This window comes from Providencia sp. PROV208 (genome assembly GCF_028479465.1).
Lineage (GTDB): Bacteria > Pseudomonadota > Gammaproteobacteria > Enterobacterales > Enterobacteriaceae > Providencia > Providencia alcalifaciens.
Window position 1 is genome coordinate 1 of record NZ_JAMPNS010000021.1, and the last position, 24,756, is coordinate 24,756.

Here is a 24,756-nt window from a genome sequence, read left to right on the forward strand (position 1 = left end):
GGAAGAAAATTTGCCTATTTCTCAGCAGCTTCTCATCACCCCTTGAAAGGTCGTATTCACCGATATCGCATCATAACCACGATTTCTTATTTCGTATGGCACACTAGCCGGATTTTGAATGTAGAATCTGCGCTGAGCGCAAAAAATGGTACTAACCTCCCTCCATCATCATCGCTACTCCCTTGTTTAACGGGGCATATCAACTTTTTCAGCATCAGATTCAGTACTTTCAAGGGAGGTATCTCCTGAAGGCTAGCTATTGTCGTCGTCATGACAAAAACATTTTCTTCATATAAGAGAATTGAGAGTCTACTGTTTGTACTGAATGCGATGATGGGCGAAGTGGAGCTTCACTGATACTGATTTATCCCAATGTCATAACCTAGATTGTTTTGATTGATTCGATCGAAATGGCTTTTGTGTGAGTTAGAATTTCAATAAAGTGCGGATAACTGGCGTATTTTTTTAACGTTACCCATCACCACCATGAACTGTGGGACTCACTGACATCTTATCATCATCGCTACCTCTTGTTTAATAAGACCTCAACATTGGAGGCAATTTTGTTCCTGTCTGCTCTGACCGTTAGAAGATTATCAATGTAAAATAATCTCTGTAGTCACTTCCTACCTCGTAAATAACATAAAATTCTCCTTTGAACTCCCTAACGCACTCAAACACTGCCTCTATTTAAGTGATTTAAGTGTAAAAAAATCTGAGTCATTTTAGGTATTACGCCGTAATCAAAATTCTGAATGTTTTTCTACACTAAACTATTATTTAGCAGTCATATCATGGTGAAATGGTAGTAAATTCGAAAAAATAGAGAGGGCAGAAGAAAAAAGTCACAAAAAGGAATAATAAGTTCCTTAAGATTACCCGTGAGATATTTGATATACTGAATTCGTGTTTATCAGACCAATGCTAAACTAGTAGAGTTTACATCAATCGCTGTGGTTATTAATTTTGTAGGGAATCCGGTAAGTGGCTAAAAGAACCTATTCTGTTCGGTACATTGCAGGTGAACCTGCAAAACGTATTCAGCCTATGCCAATTCATATGCTTGGAGATTCACTTCCTATTGGTCTCCCACTCTTTCCTGCAGGTGAAACATTAGATGTAGTGACGTGGAACATCTATAAACAGCAGCGGCCTAACTGGAAATCCACGTTGGTGGAACTTGTCAAAGAAAAAAAATTGTTATTGCTTCAAGAAGCGCAAATGTCTCCTGAGTTAGTCTCGTTCGCTGCTCATCATCAATTAATTGCTGACCAAGTTCCTGCATTACCTTTTTCTCCTCACCCCTCTGGCGTGATGACACTCGCGACAGCTCACCCGATTTATTGTTGTCCTTTACGAGAAAAAGAGCCGTTATTACGCTTAGCAAAATCAGCGTTAATCACGGTTTATCCATTGCCTAATGGCAAACATCTCATGGTCGTAAATGTGCATGCAATTAACTTTAGCTTTGGGGTGGATGTTTATACTAAGCAGCTGGGCAAATTGGGGTCTCATATTAGTAAACATGTGGGACCTGTTATTTTAGCGGGGGATTTTAATGCTTGGAGCCGTCAACGAGTGAATGCATTGAAGCGTTTTATTCGCTCTGTAGGACTCAAAGAAGTTCTCTTTGATGTCGATCTACGCACAAAAGCGTTTGGTCGCCCATTAGATTTTATGTTTTACCGTGGTTTAAAATTGAAGGAAAGCCGTGTATTACAGACGGATGCCTCTGACCATAATCCTATCATCACGCAATTTAAATTAACTAAATAGCCCCTTTTAAGACTATCCCACCTTATTTATCCCTGTAATTATTGTAGATTTTACGCTCAATTTTATGGGGGAATACTGCATTGAAACAATTACTACCCTTGCTCTTACTGTGTTGCATACCCTATGCATTAGGGAAAAATAATCTTGAACTAGCAAAGAAGGCAGAACAGTTGCCCCGTTTAGTTATGTATGATTCATCATATCGACAAATAGATTATCCCAATGGTGATATACCTAGTCATTATGGTGTTTGTTCTGATGTTGTGATCCGCAGTTACCGTCAATTAGGTATCGATCTTCAGAAACGCCTTCATGAAGATATAAAGAAAAACTTTAGCCAATATCCGAGCCAAAAAATATGGGGACTTAGTAAGCCTGACTCCAATATTGATCATCGGCGAGTCCCTAACTTGGAAACCTTTTTTACACGAAAAGGTACCGTTAAGCCGATCACATTAAAAGGGGAGGATTATCGACCTGGTGATATTGTTTCGTGGCGTTTAGATAATGGTCGCCCACATATTGGAATTGTGACATCCATCAAAGCATCGAATAGTCAATCTTACTTAGTGATGCATAACATTGGGTATGGTCAAGTGGCTGAGGATGTTTTATTTAAATGGAAGATAGTCGGACATTATTCATATTAATATTTTTATTTCAAAGAGTTACGGAAGCTATCTAGGGGAGGATTGTGGGCAATTTAATGTTTATTTACCGGATAAAATACTTTAATATCTGAAAGTGATTAGTTTTTCTTGTTGATTATTGAATTATATGCAATTTATTGTATTGGTTGTTATCGGCATTAAACTATATTTACTAAGTGTAAAGCACAGAGATGATCAGGATATATTTATCGGGTTGTTTTATTTCTTAAGGATTTTACATCATGAAAAATATAGTTATTGTGGGTGGTGGTACTGGCGGTACCATGTTAGCTAATATTTTGGCAAGAAAACTTAATAAAGACATTTTTTCTCAAAAAATAAAAATAACATTAATTACCGATAATCCCATTCATTATTATAAACCTGCATTTATGTATGTGGCTTTTAATATATTTTTTAAGGACGAATTGAGTCGTCCTGAGCGTGAATTATTAAGACCGGAAATTGAATTAGTTATTGATAAAATTGATTCGTTTGATTTTAAAAATAAAGAGTTATACTCGAGAAATAATAAAAAATACCATTATGATTATTTGGTTGTAGCAACGGGATGTATCCCTAGACCTGAACGTATTGAAGGTCTAAAAGAAATGGGAAATCATTTTTATGCTTATGATGCATCTCGTAAATTAGCTGATCAATTATCTAAGATTGAAAAAGGGCGTATTTTTATTACTGTTTCATTCCCTGAGACGCCTAATGTTCCCCATCAGTGTGGAATTGCACCGATGGAAACAACTTTAATGATTGATGAATATTTACGAAAACGTCGAGTTAGGGATAATATTGAAATTGTTTATACTTATCCAACGGTTTCACAATTACTGCGTAATTGTTTATTCATGCAACAACCTGTTTGTGAAGTTATTCCCGAAATATTTGTCACGAAAAATATTAAAGCGCAACGAGGGTTTACCTTAGCTAAAGTTGATCCAGATAAGAAATTAGCGTACTCCAAAGAAGGGGATGAACAGCCTTTTGATTTATTAATTAGTACGCCGCCAATTACTGCGGTAGAGGCTGTTGTGAATACAGGATTAAGTGAGCATAACAACGGTGAAGGTTGGTTACCAACAGACCATGAAACGATGCAAGTTTATGGTGTAGAAGGCGTTTATGTCATTGGCGATACGGTTGACTTACCAATTAGTAAAGCAGGGGGAAGTTGCCATAACCAAGCAGCAATTATCGCAGACAATATTTGCGGTGAATTAATCTACGGATACCCTGCTGCAATTTATGATGGACGAGTGCAAGCGGTTGCTCAAATGGGGTTAACGGCAGGCATGCCTTTGCAATATGATTATAAGCACGATGTTATTCCTACTCCACCAACGAAATTGGGTGGATTACTAAGAAATGGTTTCAATAGAGGTATTTATTGGGCGGCAATTCGTGGCTTAGTTTAATAAGGAATTAAAAATGTCGAATAATGAAAGTCAAAGTAAACTGGTTGAACTATTAAGTTCTGATGCGGGTAATCATTTTGCTGAGAAATTAGCGCCATTATTACAGTTAAATCGCCTAGACAATATTGTTGATTTACTTTCTCTAGTTTCCGATCTTGTGGACATATTAGATAACAGTACAGTAGAAAGATTATCAAACTCTTTTGAAGATACTTTAGTTCCTGTCTGGGAATTAGGTACTGCCTATAATATGGCTAAAATGGAAGGTATTCATGATAGTAAAAATCCCAATTTTCGCTCAGTGTATGGATTATTAAAAGATCCTAATACATTGCGTGGAATTACAACACTTTTGCGAACAATGCAAATTGTTGGTTCTCGATTATCTCAATCCCAAGGAGGGTAATTTTCGGAGGTGGTATGAGTTTAGATATAAAACGTTCTTTTGAAACACGGGCGATCCATAGTCATTATAATTCACAGGATCATTTAGGCTCTTTAGCTTCACCTATCTACCAAACATCGACTTATGTGTTTAAAAGTGTAGAAGAAGGCGCTGCCTATTTTAGCGGTGAAAAGGATGGCTATATTTATACCCGAATTAATAACCCAACATTAAGTCTATTAGAAAATAGAATTTCCTCTCTTGAGGAGGGAGAAGCGGCTATTGTGTTCTCCTCTGGTATGGGCGCAATTACCTCAACGTTTTGGTCATTATTAAATCCGGGTGATGAGCTGTTAGTTGATCTAACTGTTTATGGTTGTACTTATGCCTTTTTTCATCATGGATTGGCTCGATTTGGTGTGAAAGTTCGTCATATTGATATGAGTGAGCCGGAAAATTTGGCACAAGCAATTACTGAAAATACGCGGATGATATTCTTTGAGTCGCCTGCTAACCCGAACATGCGCTTAGTGGATATTGCTGCGGTGAGCCAAATTGCTCATCAGCATAATATTTTAGTAGCAGTCGATAACACTTATTGCACACCGTATATTCAAAAACCACTGGTTCTTGGTGCAGATATTGTTCTGCACTCATTAACTAAGTACATGAATGGTCATGGCGATGCGATGGGGGGAGCGGTGATCACCACCGCAGAGCGTGCGAAGCATATAAGATTAGTGGGCTTGAAAGATATGACAGGGGCGTGTTTATCTCCTCATGATGCGAATCTGATTATCCGAGGGCTTAAAACCTTGTCTGTTCGTATGGATAGGATTGTCCAAAGTACACAAAAAATTGCTGAATATTTAGAAGCGCACCCGCAGGTGGTGGCAATTATGTACCCTGGCTTACCGAGTTTTGAGCAGTATCAATTAGCTCAAAAACAGATGGAATTAGCGGGAGGAATGATTGCCTTTGAACTGAAAGGGGGATTGGAGGCAGGTAAACGGTTTTTAAATCATTTAACACTGTTTTCACGTGCAGTTAGCTTAGGAGATTGTGAGTCATTAGCACAGCATCCGGCAAGTATGACCCACTCCACCTATACACCGGAAGAAAGGCAACAATATGGTATTAGTGATGGATTGATCCGTCTTTCTATTGGCTTAGAAAATGTGGATGAGTTGATTGCCGACATTCATCAAGCACTCAGTGTTGAGTAACGTATCTTGATAAAAAAACAGCCCTATATGTGTACGATGTAGGGCTGCTTTATTCATCAATGTTTATTAGCGTTTTTGGTAATAACGCATGGCAAAGAAGGTAATGCTGAGTAACGCAACCCAAACAAAACCGACAATGAGTGCTACCTGTGTATCTTTAAAGAAGCCTAATAATGCGATAACAAACACCATGAATGCGATGGTGATTGCAGGACCTACTGGCCAGAAAGGCACTGGGAATTTCAGCTTCTTAATTTCTTCTTGGCTCATCTTACGGCGCATCGCAACTTGGGACAGTAAGATCATTAACCAAACCCACACAGTCGCGAAGGTTGCAATCGAGGCAATAATAACAAAGATTTTTTCAGGTAACAGATAGTTCAGGTATACGCCCAGTAACATCACGACGGACATCACGAGAACCGTTACCCACGGCACACCGCTTTTAGTCAGTTTGGTAAAGACTTTTGGTGCTTGCCCATCTTGAGCCATACCGTACATCATGCGACCCGCACCAAAAATATCACTGTTGATCGCAGAAATTGCTGCGGTGATCACCACGATATTCAAGATATTTGCTGCAGATTGGATCCCTAAACTATCGAAGATTTGTACAAATGGACTACCATTTTGACCGATTTGGTTCCATGGATAGATGCACATCAGAATAAACAGTGTTAACCCGTAGAATAATAGGATACGGATAGGGACTGCATTAATCGCTTTTGGGATGGTTTTTTCAGGGTTTTGCGCTTCACTGGCGGTGATACCAATGACTTCTATTCCCCCAAAGGCAAACATGACTATTGCTAAAGAGGCTATCACCCCTTCGATACCATTAGGCATAAACCCGCCATGTTCCCACAAGTTTTGGATACCCACTTCATGGCTAGTTTCTTGACCAAAGCCGTAGATCATCAAGAAGGCACCACCGACAATCATGGCGATAATGGCGCTGACTTTTATAATTGAAAGCCAGAATTCCATTTCACCAAAAATCTTAACGTGACACAGATTGAGCGCGCTGATAAATAATACGATACTTAAGACCCACACCCATTGATCAACATGTGGGAACCAGAATCCCATATACATCCCAAAGGCGGTAATATCGGCTAAGCAGACGACCAGCATTTCAAATACGTAGTTCCAGCCAGTTAGAAAGCCTGCGAGTGGACCCATATAATGGCTTGCGTAGTGAGAAAATGAACCGGGGACTGGATGATGAACCGCCATTTCGCCGAGGGCTCGCATCACCATAAACACCGCGGCACCACCTAACATATAAGCCAGTAACACCGCTGGACCCGCAGCTTGAATCGCAGACGCAGAGCCGTAGAATAGACCAGTACCAATCGCCGACCCTAAGGCCATAAAGCGAATGTGCCGGACACTCAGTCCCTTTCTGAGTTGATTTTGTTCACTACTTTGCATGTCTTTTCCTGTCATTAACTTTATTTCGAAATATTGTACCGAATATTGTTTCGGTTTCGTTGATTGAGTTGACGTACTTTCCTGAACGCAGGGTGACTACATTATCACAAAGTGCATTGCCCGCGAGATAGATATCTGCAATATAATATGCGCCAAATGGAATCTTCTAGGAGCAATATGAAATACCCAATAAATGAAATCTTCCAAACTCTACAGGGGGAAGGTGTTTTCACTGGTGTCCCCGCTGTTTTTATTCGTTTGCAAGGCTGTCCTGTTGGTTGTAGTTGGTGTGATACCAAACAGACATGGGATAAAGAACCTGCGAAAGAGTCCACATTGGGTGATATTGCATTAAAAACACAAGACAGTGATTTCTGGGCGATGTCCGATGCTGAGAGTTTGATTCAACTGATGCTGCAAAATGGTTATACCGCAAAACATATCGTGATAACCGGTGGAGAGCCTTGCATTTATGACTTAACGGCATTAACGCAAACGCTTGAAGCCAATGGCTTTCAATGCCAAATTGAAACGAGCGGTACATATCCGATTCTCTGCACTGAAAATACGTGGGTTACCGTCTCACCCAAAGTGGGAATGAAAGGAGGGCTACAGGTGCTTGAACAGGCGATTAATCGTGCCAATGAAATTAAGCATCCTGTCGCGAGAGAAAAAGACATTGAAGCGCTTGATCAGCTGCTTTCTCTACGCACCCAAGGTCAGCTTCCAATTGTCGCGTTGCAACCGATTAGCCAAAAAACGTCTGCCACTAAGCTGTGTATCGATACCTGCATTCAACGTAACTGGCGTTTATCTATTCAAACACACAAATATTTGAATATTCAGTAACCAACGTGTTTTGAGCTGTAGGTGATGACTTACAGCTCAATAAAGGTCTTATTCATCACCGCGATAAACACAACCTGCATTACAGGTCTCTTTGACCGTAATGGCACTCAACAAGGGCAGTAACGGTTTAGTTTGTTGCCAAATCCAACGAGCAAGTACTTCACTGGTCGGGTTTTCTAAGCCTTCTATCTCATTTAAATAGTGGTGGTCTAGGCGTTCATAGATAGGATTAAAGGCGCTTTTCACATCAGCAAAATCCATGATCCATCCAGTATGAGCATCAATTTCACCCGTAATTTCTAAGCGCACCATGAAAGAGTGCCCATGCAGGCGACCACATTTATGCCCTTCAGGTACATGAGGAAGGCGGTGTGCCGCTTCAAAGTGAAAATCTTTGTAGATGGTTGTGCTCATAAATTTCTCCTTACTAATGTTTAGCAGCGTATTCTACTGCTATTTTGACTCAAAATGTCGTTATTTATCGATTTCTGGCTAATCTTTTTATTCGATATTCATCATCGAATATTTTCTTTAGGATTTTTAGCTATTAGTTATGGCTATAGTTTCTTATCTTCCTAGTTATGGCTGTTATAACCTCTATCCTCATTTGGGATAGAGAATGGCATGAATGACTTTTATTGACTATTCAATGATGGATCACGTTGGAGTGACAAAATAATGCAAAACAAGCAACCTCCATTATCAGCATTACCGATTTCTACGGAGCAATTAGGGCGTTTACAGACCGCAGTGGGAGATTTTTCATCTCATCAGTTGGCATGGTTATCAGGCTATTTATGGGGCATGGTGAATCAAAATAGTGCTGTGGGTGAAACGGTTCCCGCAACGCTTGTCCCCCAAGAAACAGTGACCATTATTTCAGCCTCTCAAACAGGCAACGCCCGCCGCCTTGCCGAACAACTTAGAGAGAAACTCCTGAGTGAAAAGATCAGCGCGAATTTAGTGAATGCGGGTGACTATAAATTTAAGCAAATCAATCAAGAAAAAGTCGTTATTGTCGTGGCATCGACTCAGGGTGAAGGGGAACCTGCGGAAGAGGCGGTGGCTTTGCATAAATACCTGAACTCGAAAAAAGCCCCAGATCTTTCTGCAACTCATTATGCCGTTTTTGCACTTGGTGACTCTTCCTATGAACATTTTTGCCAAGCTGGAAAGGATTTCGATTCCCAGCTCGCGAAGTTAGGGGCAAGTGAATTGCTACCACGGGTTGATGCTGATGTGGAGTATCAAATATTGGCCGATGAGTGGGTGAGTACACTGACACAAATTTTAAAAGCGCGTGTGCCTGCTCAGTCAGATAGCCAGCTTATAAACACTCAATCTGGCAGCGTGAACCAGCTAGACTCTTCCCCATACACTAAAACGGCACCGCTCACCGCAACGTTGTTGAGTAACCAAAAGATAACTGGGCGCGGGTCTGACAAAGATGTTCGCCACATTGAGATTGATTTAGGGAACTCGGGGTTGCGTTATCAACCTGGCGATGCGCTTGGCGTGTGGTTTGATAATGACCCAGCCTTAGTGGATGAGCTGATTGGCTTATTGTGGTTACACGGGGATGAGGACGTGTTTATCGGTCAGCAGCGTCATTCACTGCGCGACGCGTTAACTTACCAACTGGAGCTGACTCAAAATACCCATTTGATCGTCGAAAAATATGCTCAGCTATCAAAAGATGATGGCTTGCTGGCGCTAATTAGTGATAAACCGGCCATTATGCAATATGCGCAAACCACGCCAATCGTCGATATGGTACGTCAAGCGGCGGCACAGCCGAGCGCGCAAGAATTTGTTGATTTACTGCGTCCACTGACGCCTCGTTTGTACTCTATTTCTTCTTCTCAGGCTGAAGCAGAGGATGAGGTTCATGCAACGGTTGGTGTCGTACGTTATGACATTGAGGGACGCCCAAGGACAGGGGGAGCTTCTGGATTTTTAGCGGATCGTCTTAAGGAAGGAGACGAATTACGGGTATTTATTGAACATAATGATAACTTCCGCTTACCCGCAGATTCAAATACGCCGGTGATTATGATTGGACCGGGAACGGGGATAGCCCCATTCCGCGCTTTTTTGCAGCAGCGTGATAATGACGGTAGCGCAGGTAAAAACTGGTTGTTCTTTGGTAATCCGCACTTTGTTGACGACTTCTTATATCAAGTGGAGTGGCAGCGTTACGTCAAAGATGGCTTGCTGACTCATGTGTCATTGGCATGGTCTCGGGATCAGGCTCAAAAAGTGTATGTCCAAGACAAATTACGTGAGCAAGGTCGTGAAGTGTGGAATTGGATTCAGCAAGGTGCGCACATCTACGTGTGCGGGGATGCAAACCGTATGGCGAAAGATGTGGAACAAGCATTATTGGATGTCATCAGCGAGCACGGGCACATGGATGAAGAGCAAGCGGATGACTTTTTAAGTGAGCTGCGTGTGATGCGCCGTTATCAGAGGGACGTTTATTAATGAGCAATGAACATCAACAAGCTGCACCTCAACCACCTTTAGTGGTCGAAGGGAAGCTCGCAGACAGCGAGCGTATGAAGCAGCAAAGTAACTATTTACGAGGCACCATCAAAGAGGATCTTAAAAACGGTCTTACTGGGGGTTTTGATGGCGATAACTTCTTACTGATCCGTTTTCACGGTATGTATCAGCAAGATGATAGAGACATTCGAGCCGAGCGTGCAGAACAGAAATTAGAACCACGCCACGCGATGATGCTACGTTGCCGTTTACCTGGGGGAATAATCACGCCAAAGCAGTGGCTAGATATCGATAAGTTTGCCTCTGAGCACACATTATACGGCAGCATTCGTATCACTAACCGGCAAACGTTCCAGTTCCACGGCATTCTTAAAGGGGATGTGAAGCCTGCCCATCAGATGCTCAGCCATGTGGGACTTGATGCGTTAGCTACGGCTAACGATGTAAACCGTAACGTACTGTGTACCTCTAACCCTGTACAGTCTGAATTGCATCAGCAAGCCTATGAATGGGCGAAAAAAATCTCTGAGCATTTATTACCTCGTACGAGTGCTTATGCCGAGATTTGGCTGGATAAAGAAAAAATAGTGACCACGGATGAGGAACCTATTTTAGGGCAAACTTATCTTCCTCGAAAATTTAAAACCACCGTCGTGATCCCACCACTTAACGATGTGGATCTCCATGCCAATGACATGAATTTCGTGGCAATTGCAGAGAAAGGGCAACTTATTGGTTTTAATGTGCTGGTGGGCGGTGGATTAGCAATGACCCACGGCGATACGAATACATTCCCACGCCTTGCGAGCGAATTTGGTTTTATTCCATTAGATAAAACCTTGGCGGTCGCGGAAGCGATAGTGACCACCCAGCGGGATTGGGGAAATCGAACGGAGCGTAAAAATGCCAAAACCAAATACACTCTCGAACGAGTTGGGGTTGAGGTTTTTAAAGCGGAAGTCGAAAAGCGCGCAGGTGTACAGTTTGAGATCATCCGCCCCTATCAATTCACTCAGCGCGGAGATCAAATTGGTTGGCTAAAAGGGATTGATAACCGCTGGCATTTGACGCTATTTGTAGAAAATGGGCGTTTAATTGATTTAGCGGATAAGCCATTAAAAACCGGTGTTGCAGAAATTGCCAAGATCCACAAAGGCGATTTCCGTTTAACGGCGAATCAAAATTTAATTGTGGCGGGTATTGAGGAAGAGGATAAAGCGGCGATAGAGCAAATTGCCCTTGATCACGGTTTAATGAGCCGTGAAGTAACCCGTCAGCGTGAAAATTCGATGGCGTGTGTGTCATTCCCTACATGCCCTCTAGCAATGGCGGAAGCAGAACGTTTTTTGCCTGAATTTGTCAGCGAAGTTGAAAAAATCATGACTTCCCATCACGTCGCGGATGAGCACATTGTACTACGCATTACAGGGTGCCCAAATGGCTGTGGTCGCGCGATGCTCGCGGAGGTGGGGCTCGTTGGTAAAGCCCTTGATCGTTATAATCTGCATCTAGGTGGTAATCGAATCGGTACGCGTATTCCTCGGATGTATAAGGAAAATATCAGTAGCGCGGAAATTTTATCTATCCTTGATGAATTGATTGGTCGGTGGGCAGCTGAGCGTCAGCCTAATGAAGGTTTTGGTGACTATCTGGTCCGTGTTGAGGTGGTGAAACCCGTTCTCAACTCTGCGGTTGATTTCTACGAGGTTAAGGAGGCGGTATGAGCCGACTTCAGTTAGCGCAACTTCAGCAGTTAGATAAGCGAGATCAAGAGGCTTATCTGCATGAATACAATCTGCAACTCGAAGCGATGAGCGCCTTGGAACGCGTTGAGTGGGCAGTGGAACACTTACCCGCTGAGTTTGTCTTGTCATCCAGTTTTGGAATTCAAGGTGCTTTAGCATTGCATTTGGTGACACAAATCGTACCGAATATTCCGGTTATTTTAACGGATACAGGGTATTTATTTCCTGAAACCTATCAGTTTATTGAACAATTAACTGAGCGACTTGCTTTAAATTTAAACGTGTACCGCTCGCCTATTAGCCCTGCATGGCAAGAAGCGGTTCATGGACAGCTGTGGACTCAAGGGATTGAGGGAATTGAGCGTTATAACCAATTAAATAAAGTCGAGCCAATGTCTCGGGCACTACGGGAATTGCAGGCTCAGAGCTGGTTTTCAGGGCTGAGACGGGAACAGTCTGCCAGTCGTGCAGAATTACCTGTACTGAGCATAGGTCGTGGTATTTTTAAAATTCTGCCAGTGATTGACTGGAATAATAAGGATGTTTATCAATACCTCACTAAACATAACCTGCCATACCACCCATTATGGGAAAAAGGGTATTTGTCGGTGGGGGATACTCATACGAGTCGACCGTGGGAGCCGGGTATGAATGAAGAGCAAACTCGTTTTTTTGGTTTAAAGCGCGAATGTGGGCTTCATGAAAACTAACACTTTTCATAAAAATTAAAGTGTTTCGTTAAAATAATTAATTACTTGCTTTAATAATAAGTAGAAAATAATTTTATTTGTTTAATAACAAAGGGATGCCATTATCTTTAATAAAGGCATCCCTTTATTGTTTTTTATTATGAATTCTTTGTTTTTTATTATTTAATCAGGCTATTATCCCTGAAAATAAGCTGATTTTACTTGGTTTTGTCGACTTTATTTACCTTATGCCTTTCTGTTCCTATTCATGCTTTTTTGTCATTTCAAAGTCACGAATTCACACCATATAGTCAATTTCATTGCTCTTATAATTAAAATGTTGGATGGAAGTGATATATGGATTACTTACCTTTATTTGTGAGTTTGCGCGGTCGTCAAGTGGTACTGATTGGTGGCGGTGTCGTGGCGGCACGAAAAGCCGAGTTATTACTTAAAGCTCATGCATCGCTGGTGGTCATTTCTCCAGAGCTATGTGAAAGCTTGTATGAGGCTTATCAACAAAATCAATTGTTATGGGTACAAGCGTCTTACCAGACTCAGCATCTTGATGGTGCTTATTTAGTGATAGCTGCAACGGACGATCACGCTCTCAATGAGAAAGTTTTTCATGATGCGCAGCAGCACCATATTTTTGTTAATGTGGTGGACGAACAGCCACTATGTTCATTTATTGTGCCATCCATTATTGACCGTTCTCCTGTCATTGTTGCTATTTCATCGGGAGGTACTGCACCGGTCTTAGCGAAATTGTTGCGTGAAAAACTGGAAGCCATGCTCCCGCTATCACTTGGCAAGATGGCAGAGATTGCAGGACGTTGGCGTGAGCGTGTTAAGCAGCGTTTAACCAAATTAAGTGAGCGTAAGCGTTTTTGGGAGCGCAGTTTTAGCGGGCGTTTTGCATCTTTGGTAGAAAGCGGGCAATTGGATGATGCAGAAAAACAACTTGAACAACAATTGACTGAGCCAGATAACCAAGGGGAACTCACCTTGGTGGGAGCTGGACCTGGTGATGCAGGACTGTTAACACTCAAAGGTTTGAGGGTACTGCAAAATGCTGATGTGGTGCTATATGACCATCTAGTGAGCGCGGAAATTCTTGACCTTGTACGTCGCGATGCAGACAAAATTTGTGTCGGAAAACGGGCGGGCAACCACAGCGTAACTCAAGAAGAAACCAATCAATTGATCGTCAAATATGCTCAGCAAGGTAAAAAAGTCGTGCGCTTAAAAGGCGGTGACCCGTTTATTTTTGGTCGCGGAGGCGAAGAGCTACAAGTCGCTGCTGAGGCTAAAATTCCTTTCCAAGTGGTTCCAGGGATCACTGCGGCGATTGGTGCAACCGCGTATGCCGGAATTCCACTGACTCACCGAGATCACGCTCAGAGTATCACGTTTATTACAGGTCATTGCCGACAAGGTGGTGCAGAGCTGGATTGGCAAGCACTAGCGCGTGGTCACCAAACGCTGGCTATCTATATGGGGACCGTGACGGCTGACAATATTCGCCAGCAGCTTATCCAGCATGGACGTCACCGAAATACGCCTGTAGCGGTGATCGGTTGCGGAACCCGTCAGGATCAAAAAGTGGTGACTGGCGCATTACATGAATTGGAGTCATTGGCTCAACAAGCCCCCGCACCTGCATTAATCGTCATTGGCGAAGTGGCGGCATTACATCAACAGCTGGCATGGTTTGGTCAGCAACCCGAAACCATTCAATGGCGTTCAGCGGTGCTGGAATTGGCTTAAGCGAGGAGTGAATCATGAACGAAAAAAAATTAACCCACTTACAGCAATTAGAAGCGGAAAGTATTCATATTATTCGTGAAGTTGCTGCTGAATTTGCAAATCCAGTAATGCTCTATTCGATAGGAAAAGACTCTTCCGTGATGCTGCATTTAGCGCGTAAAGCGTTTTATCCCGGTACGATCCCATTTCCGTTACTGCACGTTGATACGGGGTGGAAATTTCGTGAAATGTACCAGTTTCGTGATGAAACTGCGCAAAAGTACGGTTTTGAATTACTCATCCACCGTAACCCTGAAGGGGAAAGATTAGGCATTAACCCATTTGTGCATGGCAGTGCAAAACATACTGATATCATGAAAACGGAAGGCTTAAAACAAGCGCTAGATAAGTATGGCTTTGATGCCGCTTTCGGTGGTGCAAGGCGGGATGAAGAGAAATCACGTGCGAAAGAGCGCATTTATTCATTTCGTGATCGCTCTCACCGTTGGGACCCGAAGAATCAACGCCCTGAGCTATGGCATAACTATAATGGCCAAATTAATAAAGGCGAAAGTATCCGCGTTTTTCCATTATCTAATTGGACCGAGTTAGATATTTGGCAATATATCTACTTGGAAAATATCGATATTGTTCCTCTCTATTTTGCTGATGAGCGGCCTGTGATTGAGCGTGATGGAACATTGATCATGGTCGATGATGGGCGAATCCAGCTAAAAGCGGGTGAAGTTATCACCAAGAAAAAAGTCCGTTTTCGAACATTAGGATGCTGGCCACTGACTGGGGCTGTGCCATCGAATGCCAGTACGTTACCGGAAATAATCGAAGAGATGTTGCTATCCACCACCAGTGAGCGTCAAGGGCGCTTGATTGATAGTGACCAATCCGCCTCTATGGAGCAGAAAAAGCGCCAAGGCTATTTTTAATCAATCGGTAAGGAACAATATCATGGCTGAACTGGCTTACAACGACGCAATTGCGCATCAAATCCAACAACAAGGGGGCGTGGAGGCTTACTTACTCGCTCAGCAGCATAAGGGATTATTACGCTTTTTAACCTGTGGAAATGTGGATGATGGCAAAAGCACCTTGATTGGTCGCTTATTGCATGACACTCAACAAATTTATCAAGATCAGCTGTCTGTTTTACAAACGGACAGTAAGCGAATAGGGACGCAAGGCGAAAAGTTGGATCTGGCGTTGCTGGTGGATGGATTAGCCGCCGAGCGTGAACAGGGGATCACCATTGATGTGGCATATCGTTATTTTTCAACGGAAAAACGCAAGTTTATCATCGCAGATACCCCAGGACACGAGCAATACACTCGCAATATGGCGACAGGTGCGTCAACCTGCTCGTTATCTATTCTGCTGATCGATGCTCGAAAAGGGATACAAGAGCAAACTCGGCGTCACAGTTTTATTAGTACGCTACTGGGGATCCGCCATTTGATCGTTGCTGTGAATAAGATGGATTTGGTGGGTTATAGTCAGTCTGTATTTGAAAAAATTCAGCGTGATTACCAGCAATTTGCTGAACAATTGCCCGTTGATCTCAACGTTTGGTTTGTGCCTATTTCTGCACTGGATGGGGATAATATTGTATCGCCAAGTGATAATTTACCGTGGTATCACGGCGAAACATTATTGTCGCTATTGGAAAATGTGCAAGTCACTCAGACCGCAGCGGAACAGCCATTACGCTTTCCTGTGCAATATGTGAATCGTCCAAATTTGGATTTTCGTGGGTACAGCGGCACATTGTCATCGGGAATTATACAGGTGGGACAGCCGATTAAAGTGCTGCCATCTGGCACGACTTCCACCATCAAAGAGATTGTGACGTTTGCTGGTAATCAGTCTTCTGCAATTGCTGGAGAAGCGATTACCTTAGTTCTCAGTGATGAAATTGATATTAGCCGCGGTGATTTGATTGTCGCTGAAAATGAACACTTACTTGCCAGTCAGCATGCGTTAATCGATGTTGTGTGGATGTCAGAACAGCCCCTAGTACAAGGGCAGCAAGTGGATATCAAAATTGCAGGTAAGCGTAGCCGAGGCAAAGTAGAGAATATCCAGTATCAAGTGGATGTGAATAACTTGACTCAGAAAGTGGCGACGGAACTTCCATTAAACGGTATCGGTTTAGTTGAATTTTCATTCGATGAGCCATTGTTACTGGAAAATTATCAAAGTAATGGCGATACCGGCGGCATGATTTTGATTGATAGGTTAACTAACGTAACGGTTGGCGCTGGGTTGGTTCGAGAAGCTCAGTCTGAAGACGCCATCCATAGCAGTGAATTTAGCCAATTTGAAATCGAGCTTAATCAATTGATTCGCCGTCATTTCCCTCATTGGGGTGCTCGCGATGTGTTAGGTGGGAAGTAGTACCATGAGTTCACAAGAAAATATTGTTTGGCACCAACACACGGTGACTCGGCAGTGGCGCGAACAACGTAATGGACATAAAGGCGCGGTATTGTGGTTTACAGGGTTATCGGGTTCAGGGAAATCCACATTAGCGGGGGCGGTTGAAGCTCAGCTCGCGGCTTTGGGTATGCAAACCTATCTGTTGGATGGGGATAATATACGCCATGGGTTATGTGGCGATTTAGGGTTTAACGAACCAGATAGGCAGGAAAATATTCGGCGTATTGGCGAAGTGGCCAAGCTGATGGTCGATGCTGGATTGATAGTTGCAACGGCATTTATTTCACCGTACCAAGAAGATAGACAGCGAGTTCGGGCGTTATTTGAGCCTGACCAGTTTTATGAGTTGTATGTTGATACACCAATCGAGATTTGTGAAGAGCGTGACCCAAAAGGGTTATATCGGCAAGCTCGTGCGGGAAAAATTGCCCATTTTACTGGGATCGACGCACCTTATCAGCCTCCTGAAAATCCAGAGCTGCACCTTGATGGAACGCGTTCTATTGATGATTCTTTAATGCAGATTATTCAACTGCTTCAGCAAAAAAAGACCATTTCTATAGCAAATTGATTTTACTTAAATATCATCCTTTTCTACATTTATAGGGAATTGGATGATATTTAATCTCTTCTAGCGCGAAAAATTCTGACTTTTTAGACAATATTTGCATCACAGTAGCGTCACGCGCTCAGTTATGGGATGATTAGCAAATCATTTCAGGGGGCAAGATGGGTAAATTAACGCTACTATTAATTGCGATATTAGCTTGGTTACAATATTCCTTATGGTTAGGCAAAAATGGCATCCATGACTATGTAAAGGTCAAAGATGATGTTGCTGCGCAGGAAATTGTGAATTCGCGCTTAAAACAGCGCAATGAACAGCTATTTGCAGAAATTAATGACTTGAATGATGGTCAAGATGCAATTGAAGAACGGGCACGTAGCGAACTTGGCATGTTAAAGCCTGGTGAGTCATTCTATCGAATGGTCAAAGAGCGTAATAATTCGCCGTCATCTCAATAACCATCATTTAGGGTATATTACACCCAATAGCCTGATAATTTCTGATGTAAGACTCGAATCATGATAAATCTAATAACATCAAGCGCAGCACCGATTGTTGCGCTTATCCCCGCTGCGGGAATCGGAAGCCGCATGAACGCGGATTGCCCAAAGCAATATTTGTCGGTCGCGGGTAAAACGATTATTGAACACACCATTGATGCTTTGTTACGTAGCCCTGACGTACAGCTGATAGTGGTCGCATTAAGTGCTGAAGATGATTATTTTCAACACCTTGATATCGCCAAAGATCCTCGTGTCGTAACAGTTATTGGGGGAAAAGAACGCGCGGACTCTGTCTTGTCAGGACTCAACTATCTTATTAAACAACCTGAGTATGATAATGCTTGGGTTTTAGTGCATGATGCAGCACGCCCATGCTTGCATTTGGATGATTTAAATACAATTATTCAGTTAGTGACCAAAAATGATTGTTGCGGCGGCATATTGGCTGCTCCCGTTCGGGATACGATGAAACGCGGGACTGCGGGTACACAAAATATATCTCATACCGTTGAGCGAGAAGCTCTTTGGCATGCCCTGACTCCGCAGTTTTTCCCATTAGAATTATTACGTAACTGTTTAGATAAGGCATTGAAAGAGAACGCTGTTATCACCGATGAGGCTTCCGCACTGGAACATTGTGGTTATCAACCGATATTAGTATCAGGACGTGCTGATAACCTTAAGGTGACGAGACCAGAAGATCTGGCATTGGCAGAATTCTATCTTTCAAGAATGAAATCATAAGGAAAAAAAATGAGAATCGGACACGGTTTTGATGTGCATAAGTTTGGCGGTGAAGGTCCCATCGTGATCGGTGGTGTTCGCATTCCCTACGATCAAGGTCTTATCGCACATTCCGATGGTGATGTTGTTTTGCATGCACTGACAGATGCTATTTTAGGCGCAGCAGCACTTGGGGATATTGGTAAATTATTCCCTGATACCGATCCTGCCTATAAAGGGGCGGATAGCCGTGTTTTACTCAGAGAAGTATTCTGCCAAGTCCGTAAAAAAGGGTATTTGATTGGCAATATTGATGTCACTATCATGGCACAAGCGCCGAAAATGCTGCCACATATTCCACAAATGCGTGTGAATATTGCCGAAGATCTCGAATGCCATATGGATGATGTCAATGTGAAAGCGACCACCACAGAGCAATTGGGTTTTGTGGGTCGTAAAGAAGGGATTGCTTGCGCCGCTGTGGCTTTACTTATCAAAGATAATAGTAATGAAAGTTATGAATGTTCAGTACCTGCATGGTAAGCCCCTCTCTTCGGGGACGTTAAAAAGTATTCCTGAAGATTTCGTGGTGAAAGAAGATTTAGGTTTTGAGCTTGATGGGGAAGGCGAACACGTTATGGTTCGCGTCGAAAAAACAGGCTGCAATACATTATTTGTTGCGGAACAACTGGCAAAGTTTGCTAAAATTTCAGCACGGGCAGTGAGTTATGCTGGGCTAAAAGATAGACACGCGGTCACGGAACAATGGTTCTGTTTACAAATGCCAGGTAAAGATACCCCTGATTTTTCTGCTTGGCAGCTTGAAGGCTGTCGTGTTCTTGCCGTCACGCGCCAAAAGCGTAAATTACGGATTGGTTCTCTCAAAGGTAACCAATTTGAAATCACGTTGCGTGATATCACGAACGCAGATGATGTGGAGCAACGCCTACAAAAAGTGGCTAAACTGGGTGTTCCTAACTATTTTGGTGAACAACGTTTTGGTCGTGATGGACAAAATCTTGTCCAAGCACGTCGTTGGGCAAACCAAGAAATCACAGTTCGTGAACGAAATAAGCGTAGTTTTTATCTCTCTGCTGCACGAAGTGCTATGTTTAATGATATCGCGAGTGCGAGAATTGCGAATAATACGGCGCAGTACGCGATGTTGGGAGATGCTTTGCAACTCACTGGGAGAGGAAGCTGGTTTGTCGCGACCGCAGAAGAGTTGGATTCACTGCAAGCTCGCTTACAGTCTTCAGAATTAAGTGTGACAGCGCCGCTTCCTGGTGATGGCGATTTAGGTACCCAAGAGGACGCACTGGCTTTTGAAATACATTGCTTAGAACAAGATTATCAGCCATTTATGGCGCTAATGAAAAATGAGCGAGTTTCTCCAGCAAGACGCGCTGTGCTTGTTAAGCCGCAAAATTTGCAATGGCAATGGTTAGACTCGTCAACCGTGAAACTGGATTTTTTCCTGAATTCAGGCAGTTTTGCGACCAGTGTTGTACGAGAAATTATCAATCAGGATTGTGTTGATGCTGAATATATTATTGAGTAACGATGATGGGGTAACAGCGCCGGGGATACAAACTCTGGCAGCGGCGTTACGCCAACATTATCATGTACAAGTGATTGCACCCGATCGTAATCGAAGTGGGGCTTCAAACGCACTAACTTTAGATAAGCCATTAAAAATTCAAACATTAAGTAATGGTGACCTGGCTGTTCAAGAAGGAACACCAACCGATTGTGTGTATATTGGGGTGAATAAAGTGGTTCGCCCTCGTCCTGATATTGTGGTGTCGGGCATTAACTGTGGTCCAAACCTTGGGGATGATGTTATCTATTCAGGTACTGTCGCGGCAGCAACAGAAGGACGCCATTTGGGATTACCTTCTATTGCCGTTTCACTTGATGGCGAAGTGCATTATGACACGGCCGCTAAGGTAACTTGCGATATCCTCATTATGTTGCAGAAAAATCCATTACGTGCGGGAAATATCTTAAATATCAATGTGCCAGATATTCCTTACGAAGAGTTAAAAGGGATCAAAGTGACCCGTTGTGGTAGCCGCCATGCGGCATCTAAGGTCTATAATATTGAAGATCCTCGCGGGAATATGCTGTATTGGCTAGGTCCGGTAGGTGAGATTCGCGATGCAGGACCGGGCACAGATTTTGAAGCAGTACAAAATGGCTATGTTTCGATTACGCCTCTGCAAGTGGATTTAACTTCTTATAAAACGCAGGCAGTGTTAGAAGAGTGGCTAGATAAGTCAGGAGTGAAGGCAAAATGAAAATTGGGCTCATGAAAGAACTGCTGGCACAGTTGCGCCAACAGGGAATTCACGATGAGCGCCTATTAGACGCGCTCGCGCTTGTTCCTCGCGAACGGTTCGTTGACGAAGCGCTATCTCATAAAGCCTACGATAATATCCCATTACCGATTGGTCATGGGCAGACGATTTCACAGCCGTATATTGTCGCAAAAATGACCGCATTATTAGCGGTCAAACCCACAGATCATGTTTTGGAGATTGGGACAGGGTCTGGGTATCAAACTGCGGTACTGGCGCATCTTTGTGAGCATGTTTATTCAGTCGAAAGAGTCAAAAGCTTACAATGGACGGCGAAGCGTCGTTTTAAATTATTAGATTTACACAATATTTCAACTCGCCACGGTGATGGCTGGGAAGGTTGGCAATCTAAAGGTCCTTTTGATGGGATCATTGTGACAGCTGCACCTAGCGAAATACCGTCGTTGTTACTGAAACAGTTAAAAGATGGGGGACGATTAGTCCTGCCTGTTGGTGACAAAGATCAGGCTCTGAAATTGATTACCCGTCGTGGTAATGACTATCATACGAACGTGATTGAGAAAGTCCGTTTTGTTCCTCTGGTTGCCGGTGACTTGAGCTAATTACCTTTTGGGTTATCTTTTACTCATAGGGTATTTTGCTCAAACTGTTAAGTGATAATCTCAATTTGTTATACTTTTGATACATTTAACTTGTCCATTATTTTATATTTCTGCTTTAATAAGCGAAATATTTTAAGATACTAATATTCAATAAGCATAAATTGCATTCTAACCCTTTAGTATCAGGTCAGACTTTTCTTCACGGGAGAAGAAATATGAAAATTGTTAGCCCAATAAACAGAATTCGATGGGCGGTTATCTTTTCATTTAGCGGTGCTTTATTAGCAGGATGCTCAACGCCTTATCATCCAGCAGCACCGATTTCGAGTGTGAATGATGGAGGTTCTAGCCAACAAACGGCGTCAAGAACTGTGCCGAACCCACCGACTAACACGGGAATGAGTACGGCGATGCCTTCAGATAGACCTAATTTATCGTCGAATAGTTCGATGGGTAATAGTGCGTCTAGACCTGTATCAACAAGTAGTGATGGCCGGATTGTTTACAACCGAGACTACGGTCAAATTCCGAAGGGAAGCTATAACGGTAATAACTATACCGTTCAGCGTGGAGATACTCTGTTCTATATCGCCTATATAACTGGTAATGATTTCCGTGAGTTAGCATCGAAAAATAACATTCCGGAACCATACAGCCTAAATGTAGGTCAGGTGATAAACATTGGTAATGCAAATGTGAGCTCGAGCACACAATTAGCATCAAATAGTCAACAGCGTCCGGTTGATCTTCAACCAACTAATGGGTATCCTGAAAATAGTAGCGGGCAGAATTCAGGTAAGATGTTGCCGAATAACAAGAAACCAACCTCTACGGTTTCTACGACAACAGCAAGCCCAACCACTACGACTGCAACAGCCACAACCGGAAGTAGCACAAATAATTCGTCAATTAAATGGCGTTGGCCAGCAGATGGGAAGATGATTGAAGGCTTCTCTGATGCTCAAGGCGGGAACAAAGGTGTCGATATTGCCGGTTCTCGTGGTCAATCTGTTATTGCCGCTGCTCCGGGTAAAGTCGTATATGCTGGCAATGCACTGCGTGGATATGGAAATCTCATAATAATAAAACATAACGATGACTACTTAAGTGCCTATGCACATAACGATACGTTACTTGTGCGTGACCAACAGGATGTTGCTGAGGGTCAGAAAATAGCCACAATGGGTAGCACCGGAACAAGTTCTGTTCGTTTGCATTTTGAAATTCGTTACAAGGGAAAATCAGTAAACCCGCTGCGTTATTTACCGCAGCGATAAACTGGGCGGGGTGTATTCGCATTCCGTCCTCATTATCTAGGGTCGGAGTCACTGATGAGCCAAAGTTCGCTGAAAGTTAACGAGTTGTATAATGACCTCGATGAAAATGCGATGGATGAAGCATTTGATGAGAGTCAATTTAAAGAAGAGGATCTAGCTTCAGAACTGGATGAAGAAACGGATTTACTCCAAAGCGCGAGTCAACGCGTTTTGGACGCAACCCAAATTTATCTCAGTGAAATTGGATTCTCTCCACTCCTCACAGCAGAGGAAGAGGTTTTCTATGCTCGCAGAGCCCTTCGGGGGGATGTGGCGTCGCGTCAGCGTATGATAGAAAGCAACCTGCGTTTAGTGGTAAAAATATCTCGCCGTTATAATAACCGAGGATTAGCCTTACTCGATCTGATCGAAGAAGGAAATCTCGGGTTGATTCGTGCCGTTGAAAAGTTTGACCCTGAAAAGGGCTTTCGTTTTTCAACGTATGCGACATGGTGGATCCGTCAAACGATTGAACGTGCCATCATGAACCAAACTCGAACAATCCGCCTTCCTATTCATATTGTCAAAGAGCTCAATATTTATCTTCGTACTGCCCGTGAACTTGCCCAAAAGCTAGATCATGAGCCAAGCCCTGAAGAAATTGCTGAGCGATTAGACAAGCCTGTAGAAGATGTCAGCCGAATGCTACGTTTAAATGAACGTATCACGTCCGTTGATACACCGATTGCAGGGGATTCAGAGAAGTCATTGTTGGAAGTCCTATCTGACGATAATGAGTCGGGACCTGAAAACACAATCCAAGATAACAACTTAAAAGAAAATATCGTTAAGTGGTTATATGAATTAAATCCGAAGCAGCGCGAAGTATTAGCACGTCGTTTTGGTTTATTGGGTTATGAAGCGGAAACTCTGGAAGAGGCTGGGCGCGAAATTGGGCTCACTCGTGAAAGAGTTCGTCAAATTCAGGTTGAAGGTTTAAGACGTCTTAAAGATATTTTGCAAGGTGAAGATTTAACGCTGGAAGCGTTATTCAATATGTAATCTGCTGTGTTTGAACTCAAAGCCCCTGTTGTCATTGATAACAGGGGGCTTTTCTTTTTAGCCGGCGGAATTAATCGGTATACCGCTGTGGAATTTAAAATCGTCATCTGGTGTTGAAATCAACTGCGCCTCAACTTCCCCGTAAAAACGTACACGCTCGGTAATATCTGTTTTGCTAATTGATTGAGCGAGTTGCAGATAGTCTTGGTAATGACGTGCTTCTGAGCGTAAAAGTGACGTATAAAAATTGGCAAGTTGCTCATCCAAATGAGGGGCTAACTTAGCAAACCGTTCACAGGATCGCGCTTCAATATAAGCACCAATAATTAATTTATCGACCAGCGTTTTTGGGTCATGTGGATCTAAATGACTAAATAATCCTTTAGCATAGCGCCCTGCGTTGATCCCATCATACGTAATACCCCGTTGATGCAGTATTTCCAATACTTGATAGAAATGGTGCAGCTCTTCTTTGATTAACAACACCATTTTATCAATGAGATCTTGGCTATAAGGTGACTGCTTTTTGGCTAAAATTTGTTTAGAAATTTGATTCTTGTTTTTCAATGTATGCACATCACCAATCCGATCATAGGCGAAGGCTTCATAGGGTTTGAACCATTCTAAAAGGATAGCTGCGCTTTCTTTATCAACGGCATATTTGCGAATTAAAAACATGGCGCTTTGCGCGGCTTTTAATTCACACAATAAATGGTCCTTCAAAATAATGGGCAAATTTTCAGGCTGACTCGCTTTGTAGATCCATTCATCAGGCGTTTCACACTGTAAAAATTGCTTAATTGGCGCTAATAATTCAGCGTACTCATCCATG

The 24,756-nt window shown here is 42.8% G+C and carries 24 protein-coding genes and 1 pseudogene; 21 read left to right on the forward strand and 4 right to left on the reverse strand.

Translation table 11 applies throughout. From position 1 onward, the window contains the following. Window positions 1-200: 200 nt before the first annotated feature. Window positions 201-272 (reverse strand): annotated as a pseudogene (locus PR766_RS15880) (hypothetical protein); the annotation flags it as partial. Window positions 273-984: 712 nt separating this feature from the next. Here PR766_RS15880 and PR766_RS15885 point away from each other — a divergent pair. From PR766_RS15885 to PR766_RS15905, 5 genes are all read left to right on the forward strand, one after another. Further along, window positions 985-1,776 carry an endonuclease/exonuclease/phosphatase family protein gene (locus tag PR766_RS15885; RefSeq protein ID WP_230086786.1) on the forward strand — a complete coding sequence of 264 codons (792 nt, stop codon included), beginning with the start codon at window positions 985-987 and terminating at the stop codon, window positions 1,774-1,776. 80 nt (window positions 1,777-1,856) lie between these two features. Further along, window positions 1,857-2,426: a DUF1287 domain-containing protein gene (locus tag PR766_RS15890; RefSeq protein WP_036961492.1), complete on the forward strand. Its 570-nt coding sequence runs from the start codon at window positions 1,857-1,859 to the stop codon at window positions 2,424-2,426. Between the two features lie 242 nt (window positions 2,427-2,668). Beyond that, a complete protein-coding gene (locus PR766_RS15895; RefSeq protein ID WP_154636195.1) occupies window positions 2,669-3,856 on the forward strand; it encodes an NAD(P)/FAD-dependent oxidoreductase in 1,188 nt (395 codons plus the stop codon). Window positions 3,857-3,869: 13 nt separating this feature from the next. Beyond that, entirely contained in the window at window positions 3,870-4,262 is a 393-nt protein-coding gene (locus PR766_RS15900; protein ID WP_006661011.1) for a hypothetical protein, read from the forward strand. A 14-nt stretch (window positions 4,263-4,276) separates the two neighbouring features. Beyond that, window positions 4,277-5,467, forward strand: a complete 1,191-nt coding sequence (locus PR766_RS15905) for a methionine gamma-lyase (RefSeq protein ID WP_006659393.1) — start codon at window positions 4,277-4,279, stop codon at window positions 5,465-5,467. Window positions 5,468-5,533: 66 nt separating this feature from the next. On the opposite strand, the gene PR766_RS15910 is transcribed toward PR766_RS15905, so the two are convergent. Next, entirely contained in the window at window positions 5,534-6,901 is a 1,368-nt protein-coding gene (locus PR766_RS15910; RefSeq protein WP_006661012.1) for an amino acid permease, read from the reverse strand. Window positions 6,902-7,078: 177 nt separating this feature from the next. Between PR766_RS15910 and queE the strand changes: the two genes are divergently transcribed. Continuing rightward, complete coding sequence (gene queE, locus PR766_RS15915; protein ID WP_006659391.1) at window positions 7,079-7,750, forward strand: 7-carboxy-7-deazaguanine synthase QueE; 672 nt, start codon at window positions 7,079-7,081, stop codon at window positions 7,748-7,750. 48 nt (window positions 7,751-7,798) lie between these two features. Here the strand turns inward: queE and queD are convergent, their stop codons facing one another. Continuing rightward, window positions 7,799-8,164: a 6-carboxytetrahydropterin synthase QueD gene (queD, locus tag PR766_RS15920; RefSeq protein WP_006661013.1), complete on the reverse strand. Its 366-nt coding sequence runs from the start codon at window positions 8,162-8,164 to the stop codon at window positions 7,799-7,801. 264 nt (window positions 8,165-8,428) lie between these two features. Between queD and cysJ the strand changes: the two genes are divergently transcribed. The 15 genes from cysJ (at window position 8,429) to rpoS (ending at window position 23,924) form a co-directional block, all read left to right on the forward strand. Further along, the gene (cysJ, locus tag PR766_RS15925; protein ID WP_036967981.1) at window positions 8,429-10,234 is read left to right on the forward strand and encodes an NADPH-dependent assimilatory sulfite reductase flavoprotein subunit; all 1,806 of its coding nucleotides are present in this window, start codon (window positions 8,429-8,431) and stop codon (window positions 10,232-10,234) included. After that, on the forward strand, window positions 10,234-11,979 hold the full coding sequence (cysI, locus tag PR766_RS15930) for an assimilatory sulfite reductase (NADPH) hemoprotein subunit (protein WP_006659388.1): 1,746 nt from the start codon (window positions 10,234-10,236) through the stop codon (window positions 11,977-11,979). Before cysJ ends, cysI begins: the two co-directional genes overlap by 1 nt. Next, window positions 11,976-12,710, forward strand: coding sequence for a phosphoadenylyl-sulfate reductase (locus PR766_RS15935; protein WP_006659387.1), 735 nt, complete (start codon window positions 11,976-11,978; stop codon window positions 12,708-12,710). The genes cysI and PR766_RS15935 overlap by 4 nt, the downstream gene beginning before the upstream one ends. 336 nt (window positions 12,711-13,046) lie before the next feature. Next, window positions 13,047-14,459 (forward strand): siroheme synthase CysG, encoded by a 1,413-nt coding sequence (gene cysG / locus PR766_RS15940; protein ID WP_036978584.1) that lies wholly within the window; start codon window positions 13,047-13,049, stop codon window positions 14,457-14,459. A 14-nt stretch (window positions 14,460-14,473) separates the two neighbouring features. Beyond that, on the forward strand, window positions 14,474-15,382 hold the full coding sequence (gene cysD / locus PR766_RS15945) for a sulfate adenylyltransferase subunit CysD (protein ID WP_006659385.1): 909 nt from the start codon (window positions 14,474-14,476) through the stop codon (window positions 15,380-15,382). Between the two features lie 22 nt (window positions 15,383-15,404). Then, window positions 15,405-16,847 carry a sulfate adenylyltransferase subunit CysN gene (gene cysN, locus PR766_RS15950; RefSeq protein WP_006661016.1) on the forward strand — a complete coding sequence of 481 codons (1,443 nt, stop codon included), beginning with the start codon at window positions 15,405-15,407 and terminating at the stop codon, window positions 16,845-16,847. Window positions 16,848-16,851: 4 nt separating this feature from the next. Beyond that, window positions 16,852-17,460 carry an adenylyl-sulfate kinase gene (gene cysC, locus PR766_RS15955; RefSeq protein ID WP_006659383.1) on the forward strand — a complete coding sequence of 203 codons (609 nt, stop codon included), beginning with the start codon at window positions 16,852-16,854 and terminating at the stop codon, window positions 17,458-17,460. A gap of 158 nt (window positions 17,461-17,618) precedes the next feature. Then, window positions 17,619-17,915, forward strand: coding sequence for a cell division protein FtsB (ftsB, locus tag PR766_RS15960; protein ID WP_006659382.1), 297 nt, complete (start codon window positions 17,619-17,621; stop codon window positions 17,913-17,915). Window positions 17,916-17,975: 60 nt separating this feature from the next. Next, a complete protein-coding gene (ispD, locus tag PR766_RS15965; RefSeq protein WP_154636196.1) occupies window positions 17,976-18,704 on the forward strand; it encodes a 2-C-methyl-D-erythritol 4-phosphate cytidylyltransferase in 729 nt (242 codons plus the stop codon). Between the two features lie 9 nt (window positions 18,705-18,713). After that, entirely contained in the window at window positions 18,714-19,226 is a 513-nt protein-coding gene (gene ispF, locus PR766_RS15970) for a 2-C-methyl-D-erythritol 2,4-cyclodiphosphate synthase (RefSeq protein WP_154636197.1), read from the forward strand. Next, window positions 19,192-20,244 (forward strand): tRNA pseudouridine(13) synthase TruD, encoded by a 1,053-nt coding sequence (gene truD, locus PR766_RS15975; protein ID WP_006659379.1) that lies wholly within the window; start codon window positions 19,192-19,194, stop codon window positions 20,242-20,244. The genes ispF and truD overlap by 35 nt, the downstream gene beginning before the upstream one ends. Then, complete coding sequence (gene surE / locus PR766_RS15980) at window positions 20,222-20,983, forward strand: 5'/3'-nucleotidase SurE (RefSeq protein ID WP_006659378.1); 762 nt, start codon at window positions 20,222-20,224, stop codon at window positions 20,981-20,983. The genes truD and surE overlap by 23 nt, the downstream gene beginning before the upstream one ends. Beyond that, complete coding sequence (locus tag PR766_RS15985; protein WP_006659377.1) at window positions 20,980-21,606, forward strand: protein-L-isoaspartate(D-aspartate) O-methyltransferase; 627 nt, start codon at window positions 20,980-20,982, stop codon at window positions 21,604-21,606. Before surE ends, PR766_RS15985 begins: the two co-directional genes overlap by 4 nt. Before the next feature lie 215 nt (window positions 21,607-21,821). Next, a complete protein-coding gene (gene nlpD / locus PR766_RS15990) occupies window positions 21,822-22,883 on the forward strand; it encodes a murein hydrolase activator NlpD (protein ID WP_036961513.1) in 1,062 nt (353 codons plus the stop codon). A gap of 54 nt (window positions 22,884-22,937) precedes the next feature. Continuing rightward, entirely contained in the window at window positions 22,938-23,924 is a 987-nt protein-coding gene (rpoS, locus tag PR766_RS15995) for an RNA polymerase sigma factor RpoS (RefSeq protein WP_154636199.1), read from the forward strand. 57 nt (window positions 23,925-23,981) lie between these two features. On the opposite strand, the gene miaE is transcribed toward rpoS, so the two are convergent. Next, complete coding sequence (miaE, locus tag PR766_RS16000; protein WP_154636201.1) at window positions 23,982-24,755, reverse strand: tRNA isopentenyl-2-thiomethyl-A-37 hydroxylase MiaE; 774 nt, start codon at window positions 24,753-24,755, stop codon at window positions 23,982-23,984. Window position 24,756: the final 1 nt, after the last annotated feature.